The organism is Thauera butanivorans, from assembly GCF_048398245.1.
Lineage (GTDB): Bacteria > Pseudomonadota > Gammaproteobacteria > Burkholderiales > Rhodocyclaceae > Thauera > Thauera butanivorans.
Window position 1 is genome coordinate 1,117,214 of record NZ_CP183038.1, and the last position, 21,137, is coordinate 1,138,350.

A 21,137-nucleotide genomic window follows, 5' to 3' on the forward strand; every position below is an offset into this window, starting at 1 on the left:
CCATTCCAGAACCGGTATGCTGCTCATTCCCGCCATCGACCTCAAGGACGGTCACTGTGTTCGCCTGAAGCAGGGCGAAATGGACGACGCCACGGTGTTTTCCGAAGATCCCGGTGCCATGGCGCGCCACTGGCTCGACGCCGGCGCCCGCCGCCTGCACCTGGTCGACCTCAACGGCGCCTTCGCCGGCAAGCCGAAGAACGGCGCCGCGATCCGCGCGATCACCGACGAAGTCGGCGAGGACGTTCCGGTGCAACTCGGTGGCGGCATCCGCGACCTCGACACCATCGAGCATTATCTCGACAACGGCATCAGCTACGTCATCATCGGCACCGCGGCGGTGAAGAACCCGGGTTTCCTGCACGATGCCTGCGGCGCCTTCCCCGGCCACATCATCGTCGGCCTGGACGCCAAGGACGGCAAGGTGGCGGTGGACGGCTGGTCGAAGCTGACCGGGCACGACGTCGTCGATCTCGCGAAGAAGTTCGAGGACTACGGCGTCGAAGGTGTCATCTACACCGACATCGGCCGCGACGGCATGCTGTCCGGCGTCAATGTCGAAGCCACCGTGCGGCTGGCGCAGGCGCTGCGCATTCCGGTCATCGCCAGCGGCGGCATCACCGACCTGCGCGACATCGACGCACTGTGCGCGGTCGAGGACGAAGGCATCATGGGCGCGATCACCGGCCGGGCGATCTACGAAGGCACGCTCGACTTCGCCGCCGCCCAGGCCCGTGCCGACGAATTGAGCGGCACCACCGAATGACCTTCTCCATCGAGTACCGCTGATGCTGGCCAAGCGCATCATCCCCTGTCTGGACGTGAGCGCCGGACGCGTGGTCAAGGGCGTCAATTTCGTCGAACTGCGCGATGCCGGCGATCCGGTCGAGGTCGCCCGCCGCTACGACGAGCAGGGCGCCGACGAACTCACCTTCCTCGACATCACCGCGAGTTCCGACGACCGCGACATCATCCTGCACGTCGTCGAGCATGTCGCCGAGCAGGTCTTCATCCCGCTCACCGTCGGCGGCGGCGTGCGCGCGGTCGAGGACGTGCGCCGCCTGCTCAATGCCGGCGCCGACAAGGTCAGCATGAACACCGCGGCGGTGAATAACCCGCAACTGGTGCACGACGCCTCGAGCAAGGTCGGCAGCCAGTGCATCGTGGTGGCGATCGACGCCAAGCAGACCGCGCCGGGCAAGTGGGAAGTCTTCACCCACGGCGGGCGCCGCAACACCGGGCTGGATGCCATCGCGTGGGCGCGCAGGATCGAAGCGCTGGGCGCGGGCGAGATCCTGCTGACCAGCATGGACCGCGACGGCACCAAGAGCGGCTTCGACCTGGCGCTGACGCGCGCGGTGTCGGACGCGGTGCGCATCCCGGTGATCGCCAGCGGCGGCGTCGGCACGCTCGACCATCTGGCCGACGGCGTTTCCGAAGGCCGCGCCGACGCGGTGCTGGCGGCGAGCATCTTCCATTTCGGCGAACACACGGTGCGCGAAGCCAAGGAGCTGATGCGCGCACGCGGAATCGAGGTGAGACTGTGAGCATGAACGCGGCCTGGCTGGACGAGATCGAGTGGGACGAGAACGGCCTGGTGCCGGTGATCGCGCAGGAAGCGTCCAGCGGCGACGTGCTGATGTTCGCCTGGATGAACCGCGAGGCGCTGCAGCGCACGGCGGAAACCGGCGAAGCCATCTATTGGTCACGTTCGCGGCGCAAGCTGTGGCACAAGGGCGAGGAGTCCGGCCACGTGCAGAAGGTGCTCGACATCCGCATCGACTGCGACAACGATGTCGTGCTGCTGAAGATCGAGCAGGTCGGCGGCATCGCCTGCCATACCGGACGCCACAGCTGCTTCTTCCAGAAGTATTTTGCCGACGGCCGCTGGGAAGCCGTCGAACCGGTTTTGAAAGACCCGAAGGAGATCTACAAGTGATCGATATCGAAGTGCTGCGCCGTGTTTCCGATACCCTGGTCGCGCGCAAGAAGGCGGACCCCGACGCCTCCTACGTCTCCAGCCTGTACGCCAAGGGTACGGACGAGATCTGCAAGAAGGTCGCCGAGGAGGCTGCCGAGACCATCATGGCGGCCAAGGACCAGGACAGGCTGCACCTGGTGTGGGAAGTCACCGACCTGTGGTTCCACTCGCTGGTGCTGCTGGCCCACCACGGCCTGTCGGTCGAGGACGTGCTGGCCGAGTTCCGCCGCCGCGAAGGCGTGTCGGGCATCGACGAGAAGAAGTCGCGGACGGCGCAATGAGCGAGTGCATCTTCTGTCGCATCGCCCGCGGCGAGATTCCGTCGAAGAAGGTCTATGAGGACGAGCACGTCTTCGCCTTCCACGACATCAATCCCGCGGCGCCGGTGCATGTGCTGGTGATCCCCAAGGTCCACGTCGATTCGATGGCGCAGCTCGGTGAGGAACACGAGGCGGCGATGGGGCGTCTGATGGTAGCGGCGGGGCGCATTGCGCGCGAGCAGGGCTGCACCGACGGTTTCCGGACCATCGTCAACACCGGAAGGGTGGGACTGCAGGAGGTGTATCATCTGCACCTTCATATTCTGGGTGGCCCCAATCCCCTGCCGCCCATGTTGAAGCATTGAGGAGAGCGGTATGGGTTCATTGAGCATCTGGCACTGGCTGATCGTGCTGGTCATCGTCCTGCTGGTGTTCGGGACGAAGAAGCTGCGCAACATCGGCTCCGACCTGGGTGGCGCGGTCAAGGGCTTCAAGGAAGGCATGAAGGAAGGCGACGCCGACGCCGCCGCGCAGCAGAAGATCGCCGAAGGGCAGACGATCGAAGGCGAGGCGCGGGAAAAGGTCGACAAGTCCGCTTCCTGAGTCTTGCGTCCGGATGGAGGGGGCGCCCATCAGGGAGCGCCCCTTCGTTTTCGTGCGGCACATGCATGATGTGCCTCCATAGCGGCGAAACATGTTCGATTTCGGCTTTTCTGAACTCGTTGTGATCGGGGTGGTACTCCTGATCGTGGTCGGCCCCGAGCGCCTGCCCAAGGTCGCGCGTACGGCCGGGCACCTGCTGGGACGGCTGCAGCGCTACGTGTCGGACGTCAAGTCCGACATCCAGCGCGAGATGCAGCTCGAGGAACTGAAGAAACTGCAGGAGCAGGTCAAGCAGCAGGCGCAGGAACTCGAAAGCTCGGTGCGCACCGGCGTGTCCGATGTCGAGAACCAGATCGGCAGCACGGTCGATGATCTGCGCTCCAGTCTGCCGGATGCGGCGTCGCTGAAGGCATCATCCGAGTCTGCCGCTGTCCCCGCGGAGGCGAGCGAAGGCCAGCTCGAACTCGGACTCGATGCCAAGCGCCAGGCCGGCGCGGCGGACAAGACCCAGGCATGAGCACCCAACAAGAAACTTTCATCTCCCACCTGATCGAGCTGCGCGACCGCCTTATCCGCGCGCTGCTCGCGCTGGTGATCGTGTTCGTCTGCCTGATGCCGTGGGCGGGCGACATCTACGACATCCTCGCCAAGCCGATGATGGATACCCTGCCGGCAGGCACGAACATGATTGCCACCGGCGTGGTGACGCCGTTCTTCGTGCCGGTCAAGGTCACGATGATGGTCGCCTTCGTGCTGTGCCTGCCCTGGGTGCTGTACCAGGCCTGGGCCTTCATCGCGCCGGGGCTGTATGCGCACGAGAAGCGCCTGGCGCTGCCGCTGGTGGCCGGCAGCACGCTGCTGTTCATCGCCGGCATGGCCTTCTGCTATTTCTTCGTGTTCGGCATGGTGTTCAAGTTCATCGCCGAATTCGCCCCCAAGAGCATCGTGCCGGCGCCGGACATCGAACAGTACCTGTCCTTCGTGATGTCGATGTTCCTCGCTTTCGGCATCACTTTCGAAGTGCCGGTGGTGGTGATCGTGCTGGCCAAGGCCGGCATCGTCAGTGTGGCGAAGCTGCGCGAGGCGCGCCCCTACGTCATCGTCGGCGCTTTCGTGGTTGCCGCCATCGTCACCCCGCCGGACGTCGTCTCGCAGCTGATGCTGGCGATTCCGATGTGCCTGCTCTACGAACTGGGCATCATCCTTGCCAACTGGATGGCGAAGCCTGCGCCTGCCGCTGCCGAGGACGGCTACGTTCCACCGTCTATCGAGGACATGGACAGGGAGCTGGACCGCATCGAAGCAGGCGAGGGCGCCGACAAGCGCTGAGTGCGCGGCCACCGATCAAGGCGAAGCCGGCACCGATTCATCATCGGGTAGCACGGGAATACCGGAGCTTCAGCCGCGAACACTGCTGCTTTCGCGGCTGAAGCCGCTTGCGAAAGTTCAGCGATTGGCAGGAGTGGGACGGCGGCCGACGGTCACTTTCAGCTCCACTTCCTTGTCGCCGCGCAGCACGCGGAAGTCCGCAGTGTGCCCGGGCGGCAGCGCGGCGACCATGTCGAGCATGGAACGCGGATCGCGGACGCTGGTGCCATCGACCGCGATCAGCACGTCGCCCGGCCGGATGCCGGCACGATCGGCCGGGCTGGCACGCAGCACGCCGGCGATCAGCGCGCCCTGCGTGCCGCGCAGGCCGAAGGATTCCGCCAGTTCGGGGGTGATGTCCTGGATCTCGACGCCCACCCAGCCGCGCGTGACCTCGCCGGTGGCGACGATCTGTTCGAGCACGTTGCGGGCAATGGAGACCGGGATGGCGAAGCCGATGCCGAGCGAACCGCCGGAACGCGAGTAGATCGCGGTGTTGATGCCCACCAGGTTGCCGGCGCTGTCGACCAGCGCGCCGCCCGAGTTGCCGGGGTTGATCGCGGCATCCGTCTGGATGTAGTTCTCGAAGGTGTTGATGCCCAGCTGGCTGCGTCCCAGCGCGGAGATGATGCCCATCGTCACGGTCTGGCCGACGCCGAAGGGATTGCCGATCGCCAGCACGACATCGCCCACGCTCAGGGCGTCGCCGCCGGCCAGGGTGATGACCGGCAACTGGTCGTCGGTGTCGATCTTCAGCACCGCCAGATCCGTCTCGGGGTCGCGTCCGATCTGGCGTGCGCTGAATTTGCGCCCGTCGTTGAGCGCGATCTCGATCTGGTCCGCGGTCTCGATGACGTGGTTGTTGGTGATGATGTAGCCGTCGGGGCTGACGATCACGCCCGAACCCAGGCCCGAGGGGCGCTGGCTGGGGCCGCTGTTCGGACGTTCGCCGAAGAAGTGGCGGAACATCGGGTCGTCGAACAGCGGATGGCGGGTACCGGCGCCGGCCTTGCTGGTGAAGATATGGACGACCGCGGGCATCGAGCGCTGCGCGGCTGCGGCGTAGGAGCCGGAGGCGGCGGCACGCGTGCCGCTGTCGGCGGGCGCCTCCAGGATGGCGACGACGGAAGCGGGCGCGGTGTCGCGCAGCCACTCGGGCTTGAGTGTGCTGAGGACGAACAGGCCGGCGACGCTGATGGTCACGGCCTGGGCGAAGATGAGCCACAGACGGCGCATAATGTGATGGGTTCGAAAGAGGGTGGAGCCTGGCGGGCGGGATGCCCGGCCAGGCCGGAACGACAGGAGGCCGCATGCAACTCGGTGAGCTCACGGCGCGTCTGGACGCACTGCTCGACGCGACGCGTTTCAAGGATTATTGCCCAAATGGTCTGCAAGTGGAAGGACGTGCCGAAGTGGCGCGGGTGCTGTGCGGAGTGACCGCCAGCCAGGCGCTCGTCGATCTCGCGGTGTCCGGTGATTATGACGCCGTGTTTGTCCATCACGGTTATTTCTGGAAGGGCGAGGACGGGCGCGTCACCGGCATCCGCCGGCAACGGCTGAAGGGCCTGCTGGCCAACGACATCAGCCTGCTCGCCTATCATCTGCCGCTGGATGCCCATCCCGAGCACGGCAACAATGCCCAGCTGGGCAAGCTGATGGATTGGGTGCCGGAAGGGCGTTTCGCCGACCAGGATCTTGGCTGGCTCGGCCGTCCGGCCAGGCCGGCCGAGCCAGCCGGGCAGATCGCCCGCGCGTTGGCCGAGCGGCTGCAGCGCGAGCCGCTGCTGGTCGGGGATGCGTCGCGGCCGGTGCGGCGGGTGGCGTGGTGCACCGGTGGTGCCCAGGGTTACTTCGAGCAGGCGATCGCGGCGGGCGCCGATGTATTCGTGTCCGGCGAGATTTCCGAACAGACGGTGCATCTGGCGCGCGAGACGGGTATCCCGTACATCGCCGCCGGCCACCATGCGACCGAGCGCTACGGCGCGAAGTCGATCGCGGCCTGGCTGGCGGGCGAGCTCGGGCTGGCGGCGGATTTCGTCGATCTGCCCAATCCGGTCTGAGCCTTCCGTGCGCGATTGGTTAGAATCCGCTTCTCCATACGTCCGCGTACGTGAATAGAAGATGCCTCTGCCCGCCAGTTCCGCGCCCCGCCGGCGCATTCACACCCGGCGCATCGAAGTCGAGGGCTTCCTGCGCGAGGACGGCCTGTACGAACTCGATGCCTCGCTGACCGACGTCAAGGATGTCGATTATCCGATTGCGTCCGGCATCCGCCCTGCGGGTGTGCCGGTCCATCTGATGCGGCTGAGGATCGTCTTCGACACCACCTTCAACATCCGCGACGCGGTGGCCTGTTCGGATGGCGTGCCCTATCCCGGCTACTGCGACACCATCGGGCCGGCGTACCGGCAATTGATCGGACTGAACCTGGTGCGTGGCTTCCGCCGCACCATCGGCGAGATGTTCGCCGACGTCCGGGGCTGTTCGCACATGACGGAGATGCTCAATTCGCTGCCGACGGCGGCGATCCAGACCATCGCCACTTTCATGCGGGACAACGAGGACAACGGCGAGAAGCCCTTCCAGCTCGATCGCTGCCATGCCCTGGATACGTCGGCGGAAGCCGTGCGCCGCTACTATCCCAAGTGGTACCGGAAGCCCGGTGCGGCCGGCTGATCCGCACCCGCAGTGCACTGCGCAAAACTGGTTATAATTACGGAGTCTTGCGGCAGGCGAGCGCTCGCGCGTGCATGTCACGAGGCCGGGCCGGCTCTGCTGGCCGAAGGCGGCGGGCGGCGGTCGAGGGAGACGACGCCTGCCGTGGAGCGGGACGCTCCGAAGCATGCCATCAACCTGTTTGCGACGGGCCTGCCGTCGTGACTTCGAACGAAGGGCAACCATGAAGATTCATGAGTATCAGGCAAAAGAAGTTCTAAGAAAGTTCGGCGTCGTGACGCCCCGTGGCATCCATTGCACCAGCGTAGAGGGCGCGGTGAAGGCTGCCGAAGAACTCGGCGGCAATTTCTGGGTGGTCAAGGCCCAGATCCATGCCGGCGGCCGCGGCAAGGGCGGCGGCGTCAAGCTCGCCAAGTCGCTCGACGACGTCCGCAAGTACGCAGGCGAAATCCTCGGCATGCAGCTGATCACCCACCAGACCGGCCCCGAAGGCCAGAAGGTGCGCAACCTGCTGATCGAGGAAGGCGCCGACATCCAGCATGAGTACTACGTTGCCGCGCTGACCGACCGTGCCACCCAGAAGGTCGCCATGATGGCCTCCTCCGAAGGCGGCATGGACATCGAGGAAGTCGCGCACAACACCCCCGAGAAGATCATCAAGGTCTTCGTCGATCCCGCCGTCGGCCTGACCGACGAGCAGGCCACCGAGCTGGCCAAGGGCATCGGCATGCCGGCCAACTCGATGGCCCAGGCGGTCGACACGCTGAAGAAGCTCTACACCTGCTACATGGAAACCGATGCCTCGCTGGCGGAAATCAACCCGCTGATCCACGAAAGCAACGGCACCGTGAAGGCGCTCGACGCCAAGTTCAACTTCGACTCCAATGCGCTCTACCGTCATCCCGAGATCGTCGCCTACCGCGACCTCGACGAAGAGGATGCCGACGAGATCGAAGCTTCCAAATTCGATCTGGCCTACATCAGCCTCGACGGCAACATCGGCTGCCTGGTGAATGGTGCCGGCCTGGCGATGGCCACCATGGACACGATCAAGCTGTTCGGCGCCGAGCCGGCCAACTTCCTCGACGTCGGCGGCGGCGCCACCACCGAGAAGGTCACCGAAGCCTTCAAGATCATGCTCAAGAACCCCAAGGTCAAGGGCATCCTGGTCAACATCTTCGGCGGCATCATGCGTTGCGACACCATCGCCGAAGGCGTGGTTGCCGCGGCCAAGGAAGTGAACCTCTCCGTCCCGCTGGTGGTGCGCATGAAGGGCACCAACGAGGAGCTCGGCAAGAAGATTCTCGCCGAATCGGGCCTGCCGATCATCGCTGCCGACACCATGGCGGACGCCGCGACCAAGATCGTCGCTGCGGTCAAGTAAGGAGAGCTTCGAATGTCCATCCTGATCAACAAAGACACCAAGATCATCACCCAGGGGATCACCGGCAAGACCGGCCAGTTCCACACCGAGAAGTGCATCGAGTACGCCAACGGCAAGAATTGCTTCGTCGCCGGCGTGAACCCGAAGAAGGCCGGCGAGAAGATCTTCGACGTGCCCATCTACGCCTCGGTCAAGGAAGCTGCCGCTGAAACCGGCGCCACCGTGTCTGTCATCTACGTGCCGCCGGCAGGTGCTGCCGACGCCATCTGGGAAGCCTGCGAAGCCGACCTCGACCTCGCCATCTGCATCACCGAAGGCATCCCGGTGCGCGACATGCTGGTCGTGCGCAACAAGATGAAGGCCAAGGTTGCCGCCGGTGGCAAGGAAACCCTGCTGCTCGGTCCCAACTGCCCCGGCCTGATCACGCCGGATGAAGTCAAGATCGGCATCATGCCCGGCCACATCCACCGCAAGGGCCGCATCGGCGTGGTGTCGCGCTCCGGCACGCTGACCTATGAAGCCGTGGCACAGCTCACCGAAATCGGCCTGGGCCAGTCCTCGGCGGTCGGTATCGGCGGCGACCCGATCAACGGCCTCAAGCACATCGACGTGATGCGCATGTTCAACGACGATCCGGACACCGATGCGGTGATCATGATCGGCGAGATCGGCGGTCCCGACGAAGCCGAAGCCGCCCAGTGGTGCAAGGCCAACATGAAGAAGCCGATCGTCGGCTTCATCGCCGGCGTCACCGCGCCGGCCGGCAAGCGCATGGGCCACGCCGGTGCGCTGATCTCGGGCGGTGCCGATACCGCCGATGCCAAGCTCGCCATCATGGAAGAGTGCGGCTTCAAGGTCACGCGCAACCCGTCGGAAATGGGCAAGCTGCTGAAGGCGATGCTCTGATCGCCTGATCGTCCGATCCGAAAAACGCCGGCCTGTCCGGCGTTTTTTTTGCTTTAGAATGTCCCCGGACGGCCGGTGGAACTGCGGGCCGCGAACATCAAAGCGGGAACAGGCAATGCCGAAGTTGATCCTCAGCATGGACGGGCTCGTCCTCAAGGAGATCGAGCTCGACAAGGAGCGGATTTCGATCGGGCGCAAGCCGGACAATGACATCCAGATCGACAATCTGGCAATCAGCGGCCATCATGCGGTGATCACCTGCATCCTCAACGATGCCTTTCTCGAAGACCAGAACAGCACCAACGGCACCTACGTAAACGGCCAGCCGGTGAAGAAGCATGTGCTGCACCACAACGACGTCGTCGAGCTCGGCAAGTACCGGATCAAATATCTCGTCAGTGCGCCGCCGGCCGGCCAGGCGGCTGCCGAAATGATCGATACCGCTGCGCTGAAGGCTTTCGAACTGCCTCCGGCCGAAGCCGGCATCGAGCCCAGGCCCGGCCCCAGCGAAACGCAGATCGCCGCCGCCGGGGCGCTCGAACGTGCGGAAAAGGCCGTTGCCGCCGGTGCCGGCCGCGTCGGCGTGATCCAGGTATTGAGCGGCGCCAACAGCGGGCGCGAACTGGAACTGACCAAATCCCTGACCACGCTGGGCAAACCGGGCAGGCAGGTGGCCGTCATCACCCGCCGTCCGCATGGCTACTTCATCACCCATGTCGAAGGGGGCGCCTTTCCCACGGTCAATGGCAAATCGATCGACGTCCAGGCACATCCGCTCAAGGACCACGACATCATCGATCTCGCCGGCGTGAAGATGGAATTCTTCCTGCGTACCTAGCCCGGCAGGCGGCCGGAGGGCCGTGATTTTTTGCCTATCGATGCCCCCGGCGGAGTGATAAGGTTTCCTCCGACGACACAACTGGGAATCGTAGCGGCGTGCGCCCTGACAGGCGCGCCGTGATCGGGCATGGAACTGACGGTGCTGGGGTGCAGTGGCGGTATTGGCGGGGTGCTGGCGCGCACCACCGCACTGCTCGTGGACGATGACATCCTCATCGACTGTGGCACCGGCGTGGGGGATCTGCCGTTCGAGGCGTTGTGCGGAATCGATCACGTCTTCATCACCCACGCCCATCTCGACCACATCGCCTCGCTGCCGCTGTTGATCGACTCCGTCGGCGAGCTGCGGACGACGCCGCTGATCGTGCATGCGCTGCCTGAAACCATCCGCATCCTGCACTCGCATATCTTCAACTGGCTGGTGTGGCCGGATTTCTCGGCGATACCGGACAGGAACCATCCCTTCATGCGCTTCCAGCCCCTGAAAGTGGGGGAAACCACCCGGCTCGGCGCGCGCGCCGTCACTGCCTTGCCGGCCCAGCATACCGTGCCGATGGCTGCCTTCTGCCTCGACAGCGGCGAAGGCCAGCTCGTGTTCTCGGGCGATACCGCCTACTGCCCCGAGCTCATTGCCGCCATCAACGCGCAGCCGGCGCTGCGCCATCTGATCATCGAGACCGCCTTCGCCGACGAGCAGCAAGGGCTTGCGCTCGCCTCGCGCCACTTGTGCCCGAGCATGCTGCTCGAAGTGCTGGCGGAGCTGACCGGGCAGCCGGAAGTGCATGTCACCCATCTCAAGCCGGGCGTGGACGATCGCATCATGGCCCAGATCGAGGCGGGCGATTCGCCGCTGAAACCCCGCCGCCTGCTGCAGGGCCAGGTGCTGAACTTCTGACTGCTGCGGCTGGCGGTTAGAATCCCGGTTCGAACGCCTTCCCGGAGATTCCCATGTACCGCATCGCCCCCAGTCTGCTGTCCGCGGACTTCGCCCGCCTCGGTGAAGAAGTCCGCAACGTCGTTGCGTCGGGCGCCGACTGGATCCATTTCGATGTGATGGACAACCATTACGTGCCCAACCTGACGGTCGGGCCGCTGGTCTGCGAAGCCATCCGTCCCCATACCAGCGCACCGATCGACGTCCATCTGATGGTCAAGCCGGTCGACCGCATCATTCCGGACTTCGCCAGGGCCGGTGCCAACATCATCACCTTCCACCCCGAAGCGTCCGAGCACATCGACCGCAGCCTCGGCCTGATCCGCGACTCCGGCTGTCAGGCCGGCCTGGTGTTCAACCCGGCCACCCCGCTGCACCACATGGACCACGTCATGGACAAGCTCGACGTGGTGCTGCTGATGAGCGTCAACCCCGGCTTCGGCGGGCAGAAGTTCATCCCCGAAACGCTCAACAAGCTGCGTGCCGCGCGCGACAGGATCGATGCCTACGAAGCGCGTAGCGGGCGCCGCATCCTGCTCGAGATCGATGGCGGCGTGAAGACCGACAACATCGCCGAGATCGCCCGTGCCGGAGCGGACACCTTCGTTGCCGGTTCGGCGGTGTTCGGCGCCGGCAGGGACGAGGACCCCAACCGCTACGATTCGATCATCGGCGCGCTGCGCGGCGAACTGGTCAGGGTGGCGGCATGAGCGGGGCGGCACGCTTTTCGCCGCGGGCGGTGCTGTTCGACCTCGACGGCACCTTGCTCGACACCATCGGCGATCTGGCCGATGCCGCCAACCTGATGCTGGCCGAGCTGGGCCGGCCGCAGCGATCCCAGGACGAGATCCATCGCTTCGTCGGCAAGGGCATCCCGAACCTGGTGCGGCGCTGCATGACCGAGGGTAGGACTGCGAGCGAGACCGAGATCGACGCTGCCGTCGACGTCTTCCGCCGCCACTACGCGGTGGTCAACGGCAGGCGCGCCAGCATCTATCCCGGCATCGAAGAGGTGCTGCGGGCGCTCGATGCCCGCGCCATCCCGCTCGCCGTGGTGACCAACAAGGCCGAAGCCTTCACGCTGCCGCTGCTCGAACGCATGGGCATCGCCGGCTACTTCGGCACCGTGGTCAGCGGCGACACGCTGCCGGTCAAGAAACCCGATCCGGCCATGGTACGGCTGGCCTGCGAGCGCCTCGGCGTCGTCCCGGCCGAAGCCCTGATGGTCGGCGACTCCGCCAACGATGCGCTGTCGGCGCAGGGCGCCGGCATGCCGGTGCTGCTCGTCAGCTACGGCTACAGCGAAGGCGTGCCGGTGGACACCATCGAATGCGATGGGCTACTATCGGACGCGCTTCAACTGCTGGATCACATCGTTCCGGCACAGTAGCCGGCCCGGGCTTCCGATGGGCCGGTCCAGGCGAGTTTCGCCAGGCACTCCACTCATGCTCGACATCGTGATGCTCGCACTCCGGGATCGCTTCCTCGCCGCTTCCGCAACCGTCCAGCTGGGCTGGCACGGCGGCTGGCGTTGGCCTTTGGGCCACTGACGCGACCTCCCCCCGCGGGGTGTCGGCTGCGCCTTGCGCACCGCCCCGCCTGCTGCAGCACCTTCCGATCGAATCGACCCACGTGGAGCCCCCATGCTCGAACAGGAATTCAATGCCCTCGCCTCGCAGGGCTACAACCGCATCCCGGTCACGCTCGAGACCTTTGCCGATCTCGACACGCCGCTGTCCATCTACCTGAAGCTCGCCAACGAGCCCTATACCTATCTGCTCGAATCGGTGCAGGGCGGCGAACGCTTCGGCCGCTATTCCTTCATCGGCCTGTCGTCGCCGACCCGCATCGAAGTCTATGGCCGTTCCGCGCTGCTGCTCACCGGCAACCGCCTGGTCGAGCGCCGCGACTACGGTGATCCGCTGAACTTCGTCGCCGAGTTCATGAACCGCATCAAGGTGCCGCCGCGCGAGCACCTGCCGCGCTTCGCCGGCGGCCTGGTCGGCTGCTTCGGCTACGACACCGTGCGCTACATCGAACCCAAGCTGGCGCAGACCGAGAAGGCCGACACCATCGGCACGCCCGATATCCTGCTGCTGCTGTCCGAGGAAGTCGCCATCGTCGACAACCTCAGCGGCAAGCTGACCCTGGTCGTCTATGCCGAACCGGAAGTGCCTGGCGCCTTCAAGCGCGCCCAGAAGCGCTTGCGTGAGCTGCTGGCGCGGCTGCGGGCACCGGTGCGGATACCGGAGGAATGCTGCGCCGAGCCCGCGGAGGCGGTGTCGAGCTTCGGCGAGGACGCCTTCAAGGACGCGGTGCGCCGCGCCAAGCAGTACATCGTCGACGGCGACGTCATGCAGGTCGTGCTGTCGCAGCGCATGAGCAAGCCCTACGCGGCCAGTCCGATGGCCTTGTATCGCGCGATCCGCTCGCTGAATCCGTCGCCCTACATGTTCTACTTCAACTTCGAGGACTTCCACGTCGTCGGCGCTTCGCCCGAGATCCTGACCCGGCTCGAGGACGAGGTCGTCACCGTGCGCCCGATCGCCGGCACGCGCAGGCGCGGCGCCACGGTGGCCGAGGACGTTGCGCTGGAGCACGAACTGCTGGCCGATGCCAAGGAAATCGCCGAGCACGTGCAACTGCTCGACCTCGGCCGCAACGACGCCGGCCGGGTGTCGCAGACCGGCACGGTCAAGGTTACCGAGCAGTTCACCATCGAGCGCTACTCGCACGTGATGCACATCGTCTCCAACGTCGAAGGCCGGCTCAAGGACGGGCTCAATGCGCTCGCCGTGTTGCGCGCCACCTTCCCGGCGGGCACCGTGTCGGGTGCGCCCAAGGTGAGGGCGATGGAGATCATCGACGAACTGGAGCCGGTCAAGCGCGGCATCTACGCCGGTGCGGCCGGCTACCTCGGCTTCCATGGCGACATGGATCTCGCCATCGCGATCCGCACCGCGATCGTCAAGGACGGCCAGATCCACGTCCAGGCGGGCGCCGGCATCGTCGCCGATTCCGACCCCGACGCCGAATGGCAGGAAACCCGCAGCAAGGCGCGTGCCATGCTGCGTGCCGCCGAGATGGCCGAAGGCGGGCTGGACACTCCCAACTGACGCGGGATTCCGTGCATGCCGGCAAGGCGGAAGCCTGCCGGCATGCACGGCCCGTGCTGCGCACACGCCTGCCGGCCACGGGCCTGCGCGAACAGGGCGTTCGGGCCGCTTCACGCCGAGCCGCTGTCCTCGAGCCATACCAATCCGCGTTCGAAAGCATGGAAGCTGTCCGGTCAACTCCGCTCACCGACCGGGCATCGTCCGGCCATTGAATGCAAGTTGCTATCAATGGCCGCTTCATGCCAATTAATGCATTTACGGTCGTTCGCGACTCCCCCATGATGGGCCTCCCCGAAAAACTCACGACGGTCCATGTTCATCGAGCTTGCCAAAGGTGTCGCCCTGCTGCTGGCGCTGTGTTTTCTGCACGGCTTCAATGTGAGGCTATGGCGTCAGCGCCCGCTTGCGGGGCAGTTCGTCTCCGGACTCATCTTCGGCGGCGTCTGCGCGGTGGGCATGCTCACGCCGCTGGTGCTGGTGCCGGGCGTGATCTTCGATGCGCGCTCGGTGGTGCTCAGCATGGCCGGACTGTTCGGCGGCCCGCTGGTGGCCGGCGTCGCGGCGCTAATGGCGGCAGGGGTACGGCTGTGGCTGGGCGGACTGGGAACGGAGACGAGCCTGCTGGTGATCATGCTGTGCACCGCGTCGGGCCTGGCGTATCATCAGGCTCGCGCGCGCGGGTGGCTGGGGGTGAAGGCGACCACGCTGGCATGCTTCGGCTTCCTGCTGCACCTGGCGGTGGTGGCCCTGTTCCAGTTGCTGCCCCCCGACGTGGTACGGAGCGTCAACGAGACGGTCGCCCTGCCTTTCGTGCTCACCTTCACCGTCGCCACGGTGGTGCTCGGGCTGCTGCTGCGCGACGTGGAGGAGCGCCTGGCCACCGCACAGGCCCTCGCGGACACGGCGGCCCGGCTGCGCGCGATCACCCAGGCCATTCCCGACGTGCTGCTGGTGCTCGATGACCGCGGGCGCTGCGCAGAGGTGCTGTCGGCCGATTTGCCGCAACTGGCCGGCAAGTGCCTGCATGACGTGCTGCCTGCCGCGCAGGCCGACCGTTTCAGGGCGCTGGTCGGCGACACTCTGCGCTCGGGCCGCATGCATGGCATCGAGTACGAGATACGGACGCATGCGGGTGTGCGCCACTACGAGGGGCGTGCCCAGCCCCTGGGCACGCTGGTGAACGGCCAGGCTGCGGTGGTCTTTCTGGCGCGCGACATCACCGAGCGCAAACTGGCCGAGAGTGCCCTGCGTGAGTCGGAGCTGCGTTTTCGCTCGGTGCTGCGCAACATCCCGTCCATCTCGGTACAGGGCTACCTGGAGGATGGCACCACGACCTACTGGAACAAGGCGTCGGAGCGGCTTTACGGCTACACGGAAGAGGAGGCGATGGGCAGCAAGCTGCTGGATCTGATCATTCCGCCCTCCATGCACGACGCGGTACGCGCGGAAATGCGCCGCATGTTCGCCACCGGCGAGGTGGCTCCGGCGGGAGAGGTGCAACTGCAGCGCAAGGACGGCTCGCTGGTGGATGTGCTCTCCAGCCACGCCTTCATCCACGTGCCCGGCCAGCCGCCGGAGGTGTTCTGCATCGACATCGACATCTCGGGCCGCAAGGCTGCCGAGGAGGAGGCCCGCTACCTGGCGTTCTACGATGCGCTCACGCAACTGCCCAACCGTCGCCTGCTGGTGGATCGTCTGCAGCAGGCGACGGTCAACGGCATGCGTTCGGGGCTGAGCACTGCGGTGTTCTTCGTGGACGTGGACAACTTCAAGACCCTGAACGACACCCGGGGCCACGAAGTCGGCGATCTGCTGCTGCAACAGATCGCCGACTGCCTGTGCGAGTGTGTGCGCGAGCAGGATACCGTGGCGCGCCTGGGGGGCGACGAGTTCGTGGTGGTGGCGCAGAACCTGAGCGGCGAAGCGCCCGAGGCCGCTGCCCAGGCCCGCATGCTGGGCGAGCTGATTCTGGCCCGGCTGCGCCAGCCCTGGAACCTGGCCGGGCGTGAACATCATCTCTCGGTCAGCATCGGGGTGACGCTGCTGAGCGGCCGCCCGGAGCCCGTGGATGAAGTACTCAAGCAGGCGGACATGGCCATGTACCGGGCCAAGGACGCCGGGCGCAATACGCTGAGCTTCTTCGACCCCGACATGCAGCAGGCGGTGAACCGCCGCGCGATGCTGGAGGCCGAACTGCGCAACGGCCTGCGCCAGTCGCAGTTCCTGCTGCTCTATCAGCCCCAGGTGGACCAGGATGGACGGGTGATCGGCGCCGAGGCCCTGGTGCGCTGGCAGCATCCGCTCCATGGCATGGTGTCGCCCGCCGAATTCATCCCGCTGGCCGAAGGGTCCGGCCTGATCCTGCCGCTGGGCCATTGGGTGATGGAAACCGCGCTGCGCCAGCAGGCCTGCTGGCGCAATGATCCGGCGCTGGCGCACCTGCACCTGGCCATCAACGTGAGCGCGCGCCAGTTCCTGCAGGAAGACTTCGTGGCGCAGGTCCTGGCGCTGCTGCGCGATACCGGCGCCGATCCCGCACGGATCAAGCTGGAGCTGACCGAAAGCATGCTGCTGCACAGCGTGGACAACGCCATCGCCACCATGAGCGCGCTCCAGGCCCATGGCCTGGGCTTCTCACTGGACGACTTCGGCACCGGCTACTCGTCGCTGAGTTATCTCCAGCGGCTGCCGCTGGACCAGATCAAGATCGACCAGGGCTTCGTGCGTGACGTGCTGCTGCATCCGAGCGATGCGGCCATCGCACGCACGATCATCATGCTGGCAGACAGCCTGGGCCTGGATGTGATCGCCGAAGGGGTGGAGACGGCGGCGCACCACCGGTTTCTGCTGGAGCACGGCTGCACGTCCTTCCAGGGCTACCTGTTCGGGCGTCCGATGGCGCTGGAGGCGTTCGAGCGGCAGGCGCGCGGGGATGGCTGACAGGCGGAAACGCCGCTCGCCTTCCAGCTTGGCCAGGAGCGCCTGCAGGGCGCACTGAAAACGCCGAACCGGGGGGCGAGCCGGCGCGGCTCAGCGCCGAAGCTCTTCCGCGCCTTTGCCCGTCCAGCGCTTCAAGGCCCTGCGGAAGTTCGCGGCATCACTGAATCCCAGCAGCATCGCAATGTCGCTGGTGTTCATCCGGGTGGTCTTCAGGTATTTCAGCGCGAGCGAGCAGCGCACGTCATCGACGATGGCCTGGAATGAAGTCCCCTCCATTTCCAGGTGGCGCCGCAGCGTCCGGACGGACATGTTCAGCATGCGTGCGATGGTGTCCATGGATGGCGATTCGCCCGGCTTGCCCACCAGGATCTGGTAGACCTTGGTCGACAGGTCCGCAGGTTCCATGGTCTGTCCGATCAATTGATCGCACATTTCCTGAACCAGTGCCGCGGTGAGCCGATGCGCCATATGTGGCTTTTGATCCAGGATCGAATTGTCGTAGATCAGTTCGCAGCGCGGCTGGCCGAAAAGGCACGGGCAGCCCAGGTATTTCGGATAGATATGGGCATGTCGGGGTGGCGGATAGGAGAAACAGGCCCGCAAAGGGGTGTATTTGCAGCCTGCAACCTCTTGCAAATGGGTGATGTTGACGCTGAATTGCAGCTCGATCAGGAATTCACGCAATTCACGCGACGGATTCGAGACAAAGACCTCTGGAAATGTCCAGACGACGGTGTCGGCATGCTCCGCGAATTCGATCATGGTGGGCGGCGTGGTCAGGCGGCGGTATTTGACGGCGAGCCTGAAATAATCGCGCAGCGACATGCAGGACATCAGCGCATAGCCATATATCCCATATGCCGAAAGATGCAGGCGGGCTCCCGCCTCGAAAGCAATGGCAGGATCGCGGGACAGGGAAATCGCATTCTCGCAAACGGTCAGATACTGGCTTACCGACGTCAATGCGAATGCATTGGAGAGGTCTTCGACCGTCACCTGGCTTCCCCTGAGGCAGTCCTCGGGAGAAATGCCCTGCTCCGCAAGAATGTCGACGATCACACCGATCTTGTAGGGAGGATAAATGCGCTCATCGGGTAGCGGAAGTGATGGCTTCATGGCTGCTCTGCAATATGACCGTTTAAGACTCGTTGATGGCCGGAATTGATCTTTCGAAATTAAGAATCTCTATCGTAGCATCATCGGCACAAGAGTAGCGCCGGCACGAGCGCGCCAATGAAAACTACAGGAGACAATCAATGAGCCAAGCCCGCCACGACTGAATATCCATTCTTCGCATGATTGGTCAACCGTCAGTTGTACATGGAGGAGGAATCCAAAATGGGGATTGCACTACTTTTCTGGGGCGCGAGCATCGTATTCTGCATCGTGCTCTCTCTTTATCTCTGCAGCAAGATCGAGGCCTCCGGCGTACGCCGCTGGGGCGCCAGCGGCAGTCTTCTCGGCTATAAGGAGAAGACAAAATGACCTTCTGGCACTACATTGTCGCTGCGGCCTACATGGCCTTTTTGATCTGGGGCTGCCTCAAGAGCCTTGGCCAGGTCGAATCGCTGTCCGACTTCACCACCGGCGGCCACCGCATGGGGCTGCTGCTGGGCGTCGGCACCTCCGTCGCGACCTGGGTCAGCGTGGCCTCGGTCATGGGTGTGCCGGGCCAACTCTACAGCAACGGCATCGCGGCGATCATCGGCTGGGTCGCGGGCTGGTTCATGGCCACGGCGGTCATGCCGCTGCTGGCCTGGAAGGTGCGCCGCCCCGAACTGCCCGCGCGCACCTTTCCTGAGTTCATCCGCATGCGCTTCGAGCCGTTCGACCGCATCAGCAAGCTGCAGCTGATCGTCGCGGTGTTGATGTTCATCGGCTATTTCATCTTCTGCCACTTGCAGGTCGTGGGCTTCGGCATCGTCTTCAACACGATCACCGGCATTCGCTATGAGTACGCGATCTTCGCCTTTCTGATCGTGCTGCTGCTGACCTCGATCGGTGGCTTCTGGTCGGTGGCGGCCACCGACATGCTCAACGCGGCGATGATCCTGATCGGGGTGATGCTGGGTGCCGGCACCATTCTTTACGCGACCGGCGGCATTGGCCCGATCATGGAGGCTGTCGCAACGACGACCGCGCCGACCAATGTCGGCGGCCCGCCGCTGGAGCCGGGCGTCCTGCTGTCGCCGGCCGGCACCTTCGGTTGGTCGGTGCTGATGGGCATCTTCATGGCGAATGCCATCGGCGCCTCGGTCGCGCCGCACTGGATCAACCGCTTCATGGCGCCCAAGAACAGCAAGGCGGCGGTGCTGCAGATGATGTGGACGCTGATCCTGCTGATTCCGATCTTCGCCTGCCTGATCGTCATCGGTCTCGGGGCCAAGGCGCTGTTCCCCAGCCTGCCTGAAGGCAAGACCACCGACTACATCATGCCGCTGATCATGCAGGACTACGCGCCGCCCTTCGTCGCCGCCGTGACGCTGATCGCGCTGCTGGCCGCAGCGGTGTCCACGGCGAACTCGATGCTGCTGAACTGCGCGACCTCGATCTACTACGATCTCTACCGCTCGCTCTATCCCGACCGCGAATTCGACGATACCCGCGCCACGCGCCAGTTGCGTTTCTCGGTCATCGGCCTGGGCGTGCTGTCGGTGATCAGCGCAATCAAGCCGCCGATGCTGCTGGCGATGGGCTTCACCTATGTCTATGGCGCTTTCGGCGCGGCCTTCATGTGGCCGGTCTGGTTCGGGCTGTTCTGGAAGCGGATGAACCGTGAGGGCGCCTATGCCGGCATCGCCGTCGGCGCCACCGCCTTCATCGTGGCCAAGGTGATGGGGGCGGACAATCCCTTCCTGATCGGCGCCACCCTCTCGCTGGTCGCGACCCTGGTTACGGTCCGCCTGACGGCGCCGCCGCCGAAGGAGGCCTACGAGGCTTATTTCGATGCCGAGGTCAGTGCTTCCACCCTGGCCGTGGCCAGGCGCATCCGTCGCGACAGCGACCATGCGCATGGGCCTGCGGCGCATGCAGCCACTCCCATCCATCCCATCGCCAAGGAGGCCAATACATGAAAGCAGCAATCATAGGAGCGGGTTCGCTCGGCACGATCATCGGCGCATTGATGGCGAAAGGGGGGAGGCCGGTCGATCTGATCGACACCAACCGCGAGCATGTGGATGCGCTGAACCGCGAGGGCGCCCGTGTCATCGGCGAGATGGATCTGCTGGTGCCGGTCAATGCGCTGACGCCCGACGAGATGAGCGGCAAGTACGATCTGGTCTTCCTGCTCAGCAAGCAGACCGCCAATCAGGCCGTGTTGTCGAACCTGCTGCCGTTCCTGCATGAGGAAAGCATCGTCTGCACGCTGCAGAACGGCATTCCCGAGCAGTCCGTCGCCGCGGTCGTCGGTGCGTCGCGCACCATCGGCGGTGCGGTGGGCTTCGGTGCGACCTGGATTGGCCCAGGGGTATCGAAGCTGACCACCACCGCCGAGGCGGTGAGCAAGTTCGCCTTCGAGATCGGCGAGCTGGACGGCGTGATGCGCCCGCGCCTGACCCAGGTGCAGGAGTATCTCGCCTGCGTCGGCCGCACCGAACTGCTGGACGGCCTGATGGGCATCCGCTGGTCCAAGGTGCTGATGAATGCGACCTTCAGCGGCATGTCTGCCGCCTTGGGCTGCACCTTCGGCGACGTCATGGACGACCCGCGCTCGTTGCTGTGCGTGGCCTTCATCGCCGACGAGACGGTGCGCGCCGCCCATGCTGCGGGCCACCGCATGGCCCACATGCAGGGCGAGGATTTCGAGCGCTTCCTGCTGGCTTCGCCTGCATCCGTGCCCGAGGTGATTCCGCTGATCCGCACGATCTGGACCCGGCACCGCCAGTTGCGCGCCTCGATGCTGCAGGACCTGGAAAAGGGCCGTGATACCGAAATCAACTTCATCAACGGCATCGTCTGCCGGACCGGGCGCGAGCACGGCGTGGCGACGCCCTTCAATGACCGGGTGGTCGAGTTGGTCAGCGAGGCGCAGGCCGCGCGCAGCGTCCCCGACTTCTCGAACGTCGAACGTTTCGACGATCTGCTGCGTCCGCACCAGGCGCTTCTCAACCCGACCGTGTGAGGAAAT

Annotated in this window: 23 protein-coding genes; 21 read left to right on the top strand and 2 right to left on the bottom strand. The window is 65.0% G+C overall.

What is annotated here, in order from left to right; genetic code table 11:
- Positions 1-16: 16 nt before the first annotated feature.
- The 8 genes from hisA to tatC all read left to right on the top strand — a co-directional run bounded on the left by hisA (position 17) and on the right by tatC (position 4,173).
- Positions 17-766, top strand: coding sequence for a 1-(5-phosphoribosyl)-5-[(5-phosphoribosylamino)methylideneamino]imidazole-4-carboxamide isomerase (hisA, locus tag ACNQFN_RS05340; protein ID WP_068636974.1), 750 nt, complete (start codon positions 17-19; stop codon positions 764-766).
- A 19-nt stretch (positions 767-785) separates the two neighbouring features.
- A complete protein-coding gene (gene hisF / locus ACNQFN_RS05345) occupies positions 786-1,547 on the top strand; it encodes an imidazole glycerol phosphate synthase subunit HisF (RefSeq protein ID WP_369404207.1) in 762 nt (253 codons plus the stop codon).
- Positions 1,548-1,549: 2 nt separating this feature from the next.
- Complete coding sequence (gene hisI / locus ACNQFN_RS05350; RefSeq protein WP_217999612.1) at positions 1,550-1,939, top strand: phosphoribosyl-AMP cyclohydrolase; 390 nt, start codon at positions 1,550-1,552, stop codon at positions 1,937-1,939.
- Positions 1,936-2,262, top strand: a complete 327-nt coding sequence (locus ACNQFN_RS05355) for a phosphoribosyl-ATP diphosphatase (protein WP_068636971.1) — start codon at positions 1,936-1,938, stop codon at positions 2,260-2,262. Before hisI ends, ACNQFN_RS05355 begins: the two co-directional genes overlap by 4 nt.
- Positions 2,259-2,606, top strand: a complete 348-nt coding sequence (locus ACNQFN_RS05360; RefSeq protein ID WP_068636970.1) for a histidine triad nucleotide-binding protein — start codon at positions 2,259-2,261, stop codon at positions 2,604-2,606. Before ACNQFN_RS05355 ends, ACNQFN_RS05360 begins: the two co-directional genes overlap by 4 nt.
- A gap of 10 nt (positions 2,607-2,616) precedes the next feature.
- Positions 2,617-2,844, top strand: coding sequence for a Sec-independent protein translocase subunit TatA (tatA, locus tag ACNQFN_RS05365; protein ID WP_068636969.1), 228 nt, complete (start codon positions 2,617-2,619; stop codon positions 2,842-2,844).
- A gap of 91 nt (positions 2,845-2,935) precedes the next feature.
- On the top strand, positions 2,936-3,361 hold the full coding sequence (tatB, locus tag ACNQFN_RS05370; RefSeq protein WP_068636968.1) for a Sec-independent protein translocase protein TatB: 426 nt from the start codon (positions 2,936-2,938) through the stop codon (positions 3,359-3,361).
- Entirely contained in the window at positions 3,358-4,173 is an 816-nt protein-coding gene (tatC, locus tag ACNQFN_RS05375) for a twin-arginine translocase subunit TatC (RefSeq protein WP_068636967.1), read from the top strand. Before tatB ends, tatC begins: the two co-directional genes overlap by 4 nt.
- Positions 4,174-4,290: 117 nt before the next feature.
- On the opposite strand, the gene ACNQFN_RS05380 is transcribed toward tatC, so the two are convergent.
- Positions 4,291-5,448 (bottom strand): Do family serine endopeptidase, encoded by a 1,158-nt coding sequence (locus ACNQFN_RS05380; RefSeq protein ID WP_068636966.1) that lies wholly within the window; start codon positions 5,446-5,448, stop codon positions 4,291-4,293.
- A 74-nt stretch (positions 5,449-5,522) separates the two neighbouring features.
- On the opposite strand from ACNQFN_RS05380, the gene ACNQFN_RS05385 reads away from it, so the two are divergent.
- The 10 genes from ACNQFN_RS05385 (at position 5,523) to ACNQFN_RS05430 (ending at position 17,008) form a co-directional block, all read left to right on the top strand.
- Positions 5,523-6,272 (top strand): Nif3-like dinuclear metal center hexameric protein, encoded by a 750-nt coding sequence (locus ACNQFN_RS05385; RefSeq protein WP_418648203.1) that lies wholly within the window; start codon positions 5,523-5,525, stop codon positions 6,270-6,272.
- 61 nt (positions 6,273-6,333) lie between these two features.
- Positions 6,334-6,888, top strand: a complete 555-nt coding sequence (locus tag ACNQFN_RS05390) for a DUF2889 domain-containing protein (protein ID WP_068636964.1) — start codon at positions 6,334-6,336, stop codon at positions 6,886-6,888.
- A 223-nt stretch (positions 6,889-7,111) separates the two neighbouring features.
- Positions 7,112-8,272, top strand: coding sequence for an ADP-forming succinate--CoA ligase subunit beta (gene sucC, locus ACNQFN_RS05395; protein ID WP_068636963.1), 1,161 nt, complete (start codon positions 7,112-7,114; stop codon positions 8,270-8,272).
- A gap of 12 nt (positions 8,273-8,284) precedes the next feature.
- Positions 8,285-9,178 carry a succinate--CoA ligase subunit alpha gene (gene sucD / locus ACNQFN_RS05400; protein WP_068636962.1) on the top strand — a complete coding sequence of 298 codons (894 nt, stop codon included), beginning with the start codon at positions 8,285-8,287 and terminating at the stop codon, positions 9,176-9,178.
- Between the two features lie 115 nt (positions 9,179-9,293).
- Entirely contained in the window at positions 9,294-10,016 is a 723-nt protein-coding gene (locus ACNQFN_RS05405) for an FHA domain-containing protein (protein WP_068636961.1), read from the top strand.
- Positions 10,017-10,145: 129 nt separating this feature from the next.
- Entirely contained in the window at positions 10,146-10,913 is a 768-nt protein-coding gene (locus ACNQFN_RS05410; RefSeq protein WP_068636960.1) for a 3',5'-cyclic-nucleotide phosphodiesterase, read from the top strand.
- Positions 10,914-10,966: 53 nt separating this feature from the next.
- Positions 10,967-11,662, top strand: a complete 696-nt coding sequence (gene rpe, locus ACNQFN_RS05415; RefSeq protein ID WP_068636959.1) for a ribulose-phosphate 3-epimerase — start codon at positions 10,967-10,969, stop codon at positions 11,660-11,662.
- Entirely contained in the window at positions 11,659-12,342 is a 684-nt protein-coding gene (locus ACNQFN_RS05420) for a phosphoglycolate phosphatase (RefSeq protein ID WP_068636958.1), read from the top strand. The genes rpe and ACNQFN_RS05420 overlap by 4 nt, the downstream gene beginning before the upstream one ends.
- A 253-nt stretch (positions 12,343-12,595) precedes the next feature.
- Positions 12,596-14,068 carry an anthranilate synthase component I gene (gene trpE, locus ACNQFN_RS05425; protein WP_068636957.1) on the top strand — a complete coding sequence of 491 codons (1,473 nt, stop codon included), beginning with the start codon at positions 12,596-12,598 and terminating at the stop codon, positions 14,066-14,068.
- Between the two features lie 312 nt (positions 14,069-14,380).
- Positions 14,381-17,008 (top strand): EAL domain-containing protein, encoded by a 2,628-nt coding sequence (locus ACNQFN_RS05430; RefSeq protein ID WP_418648204.1) that lies wholly within the window; start codon positions 14,381-14,383, stop codon positions 17,006-17,008.
- A gap of 90 nt (positions 17,009-17,098) precedes the next feature.
- Here the strand turns inward: ACNQFN_RS05430 and ACNQFN_RS05435 are convergent, their stop codons facing one another.
- The gene (locus ACNQFN_RS05435) at positions 17,099-18,124 is read right to left on the bottom strand and encodes an AraC family transcriptional regulator (RefSeq protein ID WP_068636955.1); all 1,026 of its coding nucleotides are present in this window, start codon (positions 18,122-18,124) and stop codon (positions 17,099-17,101) included.
- A gap of 222 nt (positions 18,125-18,346) precedes the next feature.
- Between ACNQFN_RS05435 and ACNQFN_RS05440 the strand changes: the two genes are divergently transcribed.
- The 3 genes from ACNQFN_RS05440 to ACNQFN_RS05450 are packed head-to-tail and all read left to right on the top strand — an operon-like array spanning position 18,347 to position 21,131.
- Complete coding sequence (locus ACNQFN_RS05440) at positions 18,347-18,493, top strand: hypothetical protein (RefSeq protein ID WP_169802972.1); 147 nt, start codon at positions 18,347-18,349, stop codon at positions 18,491-18,493.
- Positions 18,490-20,082 carry a sodium:solute symporter family protein gene (locus tag ACNQFN_RS05445; RefSeq protein ID WP_418648205.1) on the top strand — a complete coding sequence of 531 codons (1,593 nt, stop codon included), beginning with the start codon at positions 18,490-18,492 and terminating at the stop codon, positions 20,080-20,082. The genes ACNQFN_RS05440 and ACNQFN_RS05445 overlap by 4 nt, the downstream gene beginning before the upstream one ends.
- Positions 20,079-21,131, top strand: coding sequence for a ketopantoate reductase family protein (locus ACNQFN_RS05450; RefSeq protein ID WP_068636953.1), 1,053 nt, complete (start codon positions 20,079-20,081; stop codon positions 21,129-21,131). Before ACNQFN_RS05445 ends, ACNQFN_RS05450 begins: the two co-directional genes overlap by 4 nt.
- Positions 21,132-21,137: the final 6 nt, after the last annotated feature.

Bases quoted from the DNA above. Each gene is read 5' to 3' on its own strand.
- hisA (WP_068636974.1), top strand. From the start codon at position 17: ATGCTGCTCATTCCCGCCATCGACCTCAAGGACGGTCACTGTGTTCGC.
- hisI (WP_217999612.1), top strand. From the start codon at position 1,550: ATGAACGCGGCCTGGCTGGACGAGATCGAGTGGGACGAGAACGGCCTG.
- ACNQFN_RS05360 (WP_068636970.1), top strand. From the start codon at position 2,259: ATGAGCGAGTGCATCTTCTGTCGCATCGCCCGCGGCGAGATTCCGTCG.
- tatA (WP_068636969.1), top strand. From the start codon at position 2,617: ATGGGTTCATTGAGCATCTGGCACTGGCTGATCGTGCTGGTCATCGTC.
- tatB (WP_068636968.1), top strand. From the start codon at position 2,936: ATGTTCGATTTCGGCTTTTCTGAACTCGTTGTGATCGGGGTGGTACTC.
- tatC (WP_068636967.1), top strand. From the start codon at position 3,358: ATGAGCACCCAACAAGAAACTTTCATCTCCCACCTGATCGAGCTGCGC.
- ACNQFN_RS05380 (WP_068636966.1), bottom strand. From the start codon at position 5,448: ATGCGCCGTCTGTGGCTCATCTTCGCCCAGGCCGTGACCATCAGCGTC.
- ACNQFN_RS05385 (WP_418648203.1), top strand. From the start codon at position 5,523: ATGCAACTCGGTGAGCTCACGGCGCGTCTGGACGCACTGCTCGACGCG.
- ACNQFN_RS05390 (WP_068636964.1), top strand. From the start codon at position 6,334: ATGCCTCTGCCCGCCAGTTCCGCGCCCCGCCGGCGCATTCACACCCGG.
- sucC (WP_068636963.1), top strand. From the start codon at position 7,112: ATGAAGATTCATGAGTATCAGGCAAAAGAAGTTCTAAGAAAGTTCGGC.
- sucD (WP_068636962.1), top strand. From the start codon at position 8,285: ATGTCCATCCTGATCAACAAAGACACCAAGATCATCACCCAGGGGATC.
- ACNQFN_RS05405 (WP_068636961.1), top strand. From the start codon at position 9,294: ATGCCGAAGTTGATCCTCAGCATGGACGGGCTCGTCCTCAAGGAGATC.
- ACNQFN_RS05410 (WP_068636960.1), top strand. From the start codon at position 10,146: ATGGAACTGACGGTGCTGGGGTGCAGTGGCGGTATTGGCGGGGTGCTG.
- rpe (WP_068636959.1), top strand. From the start codon at position 10,967: ATGTACCGCATCGCCCCCAGTCTGCTGTCCGCGGACTTCGCCCGCCTC.
- ACNQFN_RS05420 (WP_068636958.1), top strand. From the start codon at position 11,659: ATGAGCGGGGCGGCACGCTTTTCGCCGCGGGCGGTGCTGTTCGACCTC.
- trpE (WP_068636957.1), top strand. From the start codon at position 12,596: ATGCTCGAACAGGAATTCAATGCCCTCGCCTCGCAGGGCTACAACCGC.
- ACNQFN_RS05430 (WP_418648204.1), top strand. From the start codon at position 14,381: ATGTTCATCGAGCTTGCCAAAGGTGTCGCCCTGCTGCTGGCGCTGTGT.
- ACNQFN_RS05435 (WP_068636955.1), bottom strand. From the start codon at position 18,124: ATGAAGCCATCACTTCCGCTACCCGATGAGCGCATTTATCCTCCCTAC.
- ACNQFN_RS05440 (WP_169802972.1), top strand. From the start codon at position 18,347: ATGGGGATTGCACTACTTTTCTGGGGCGCGAGCATCGTATTCTGCATC.
- ACNQFN_RS05445 (WP_418648205.1), top strand. From the start codon at position 18,490: ATGACCTTCTGGCACTACATTGTCGCTGCGGCCTACATGGCCTTTTTG.
- ACNQFN_RS05450 (WP_068636953.1), top strand. From the start codon at position 20,079: ATGAAAGCAGCAATCATAGGAGCGGGTTCGCTCGGCACGATCATCGGC.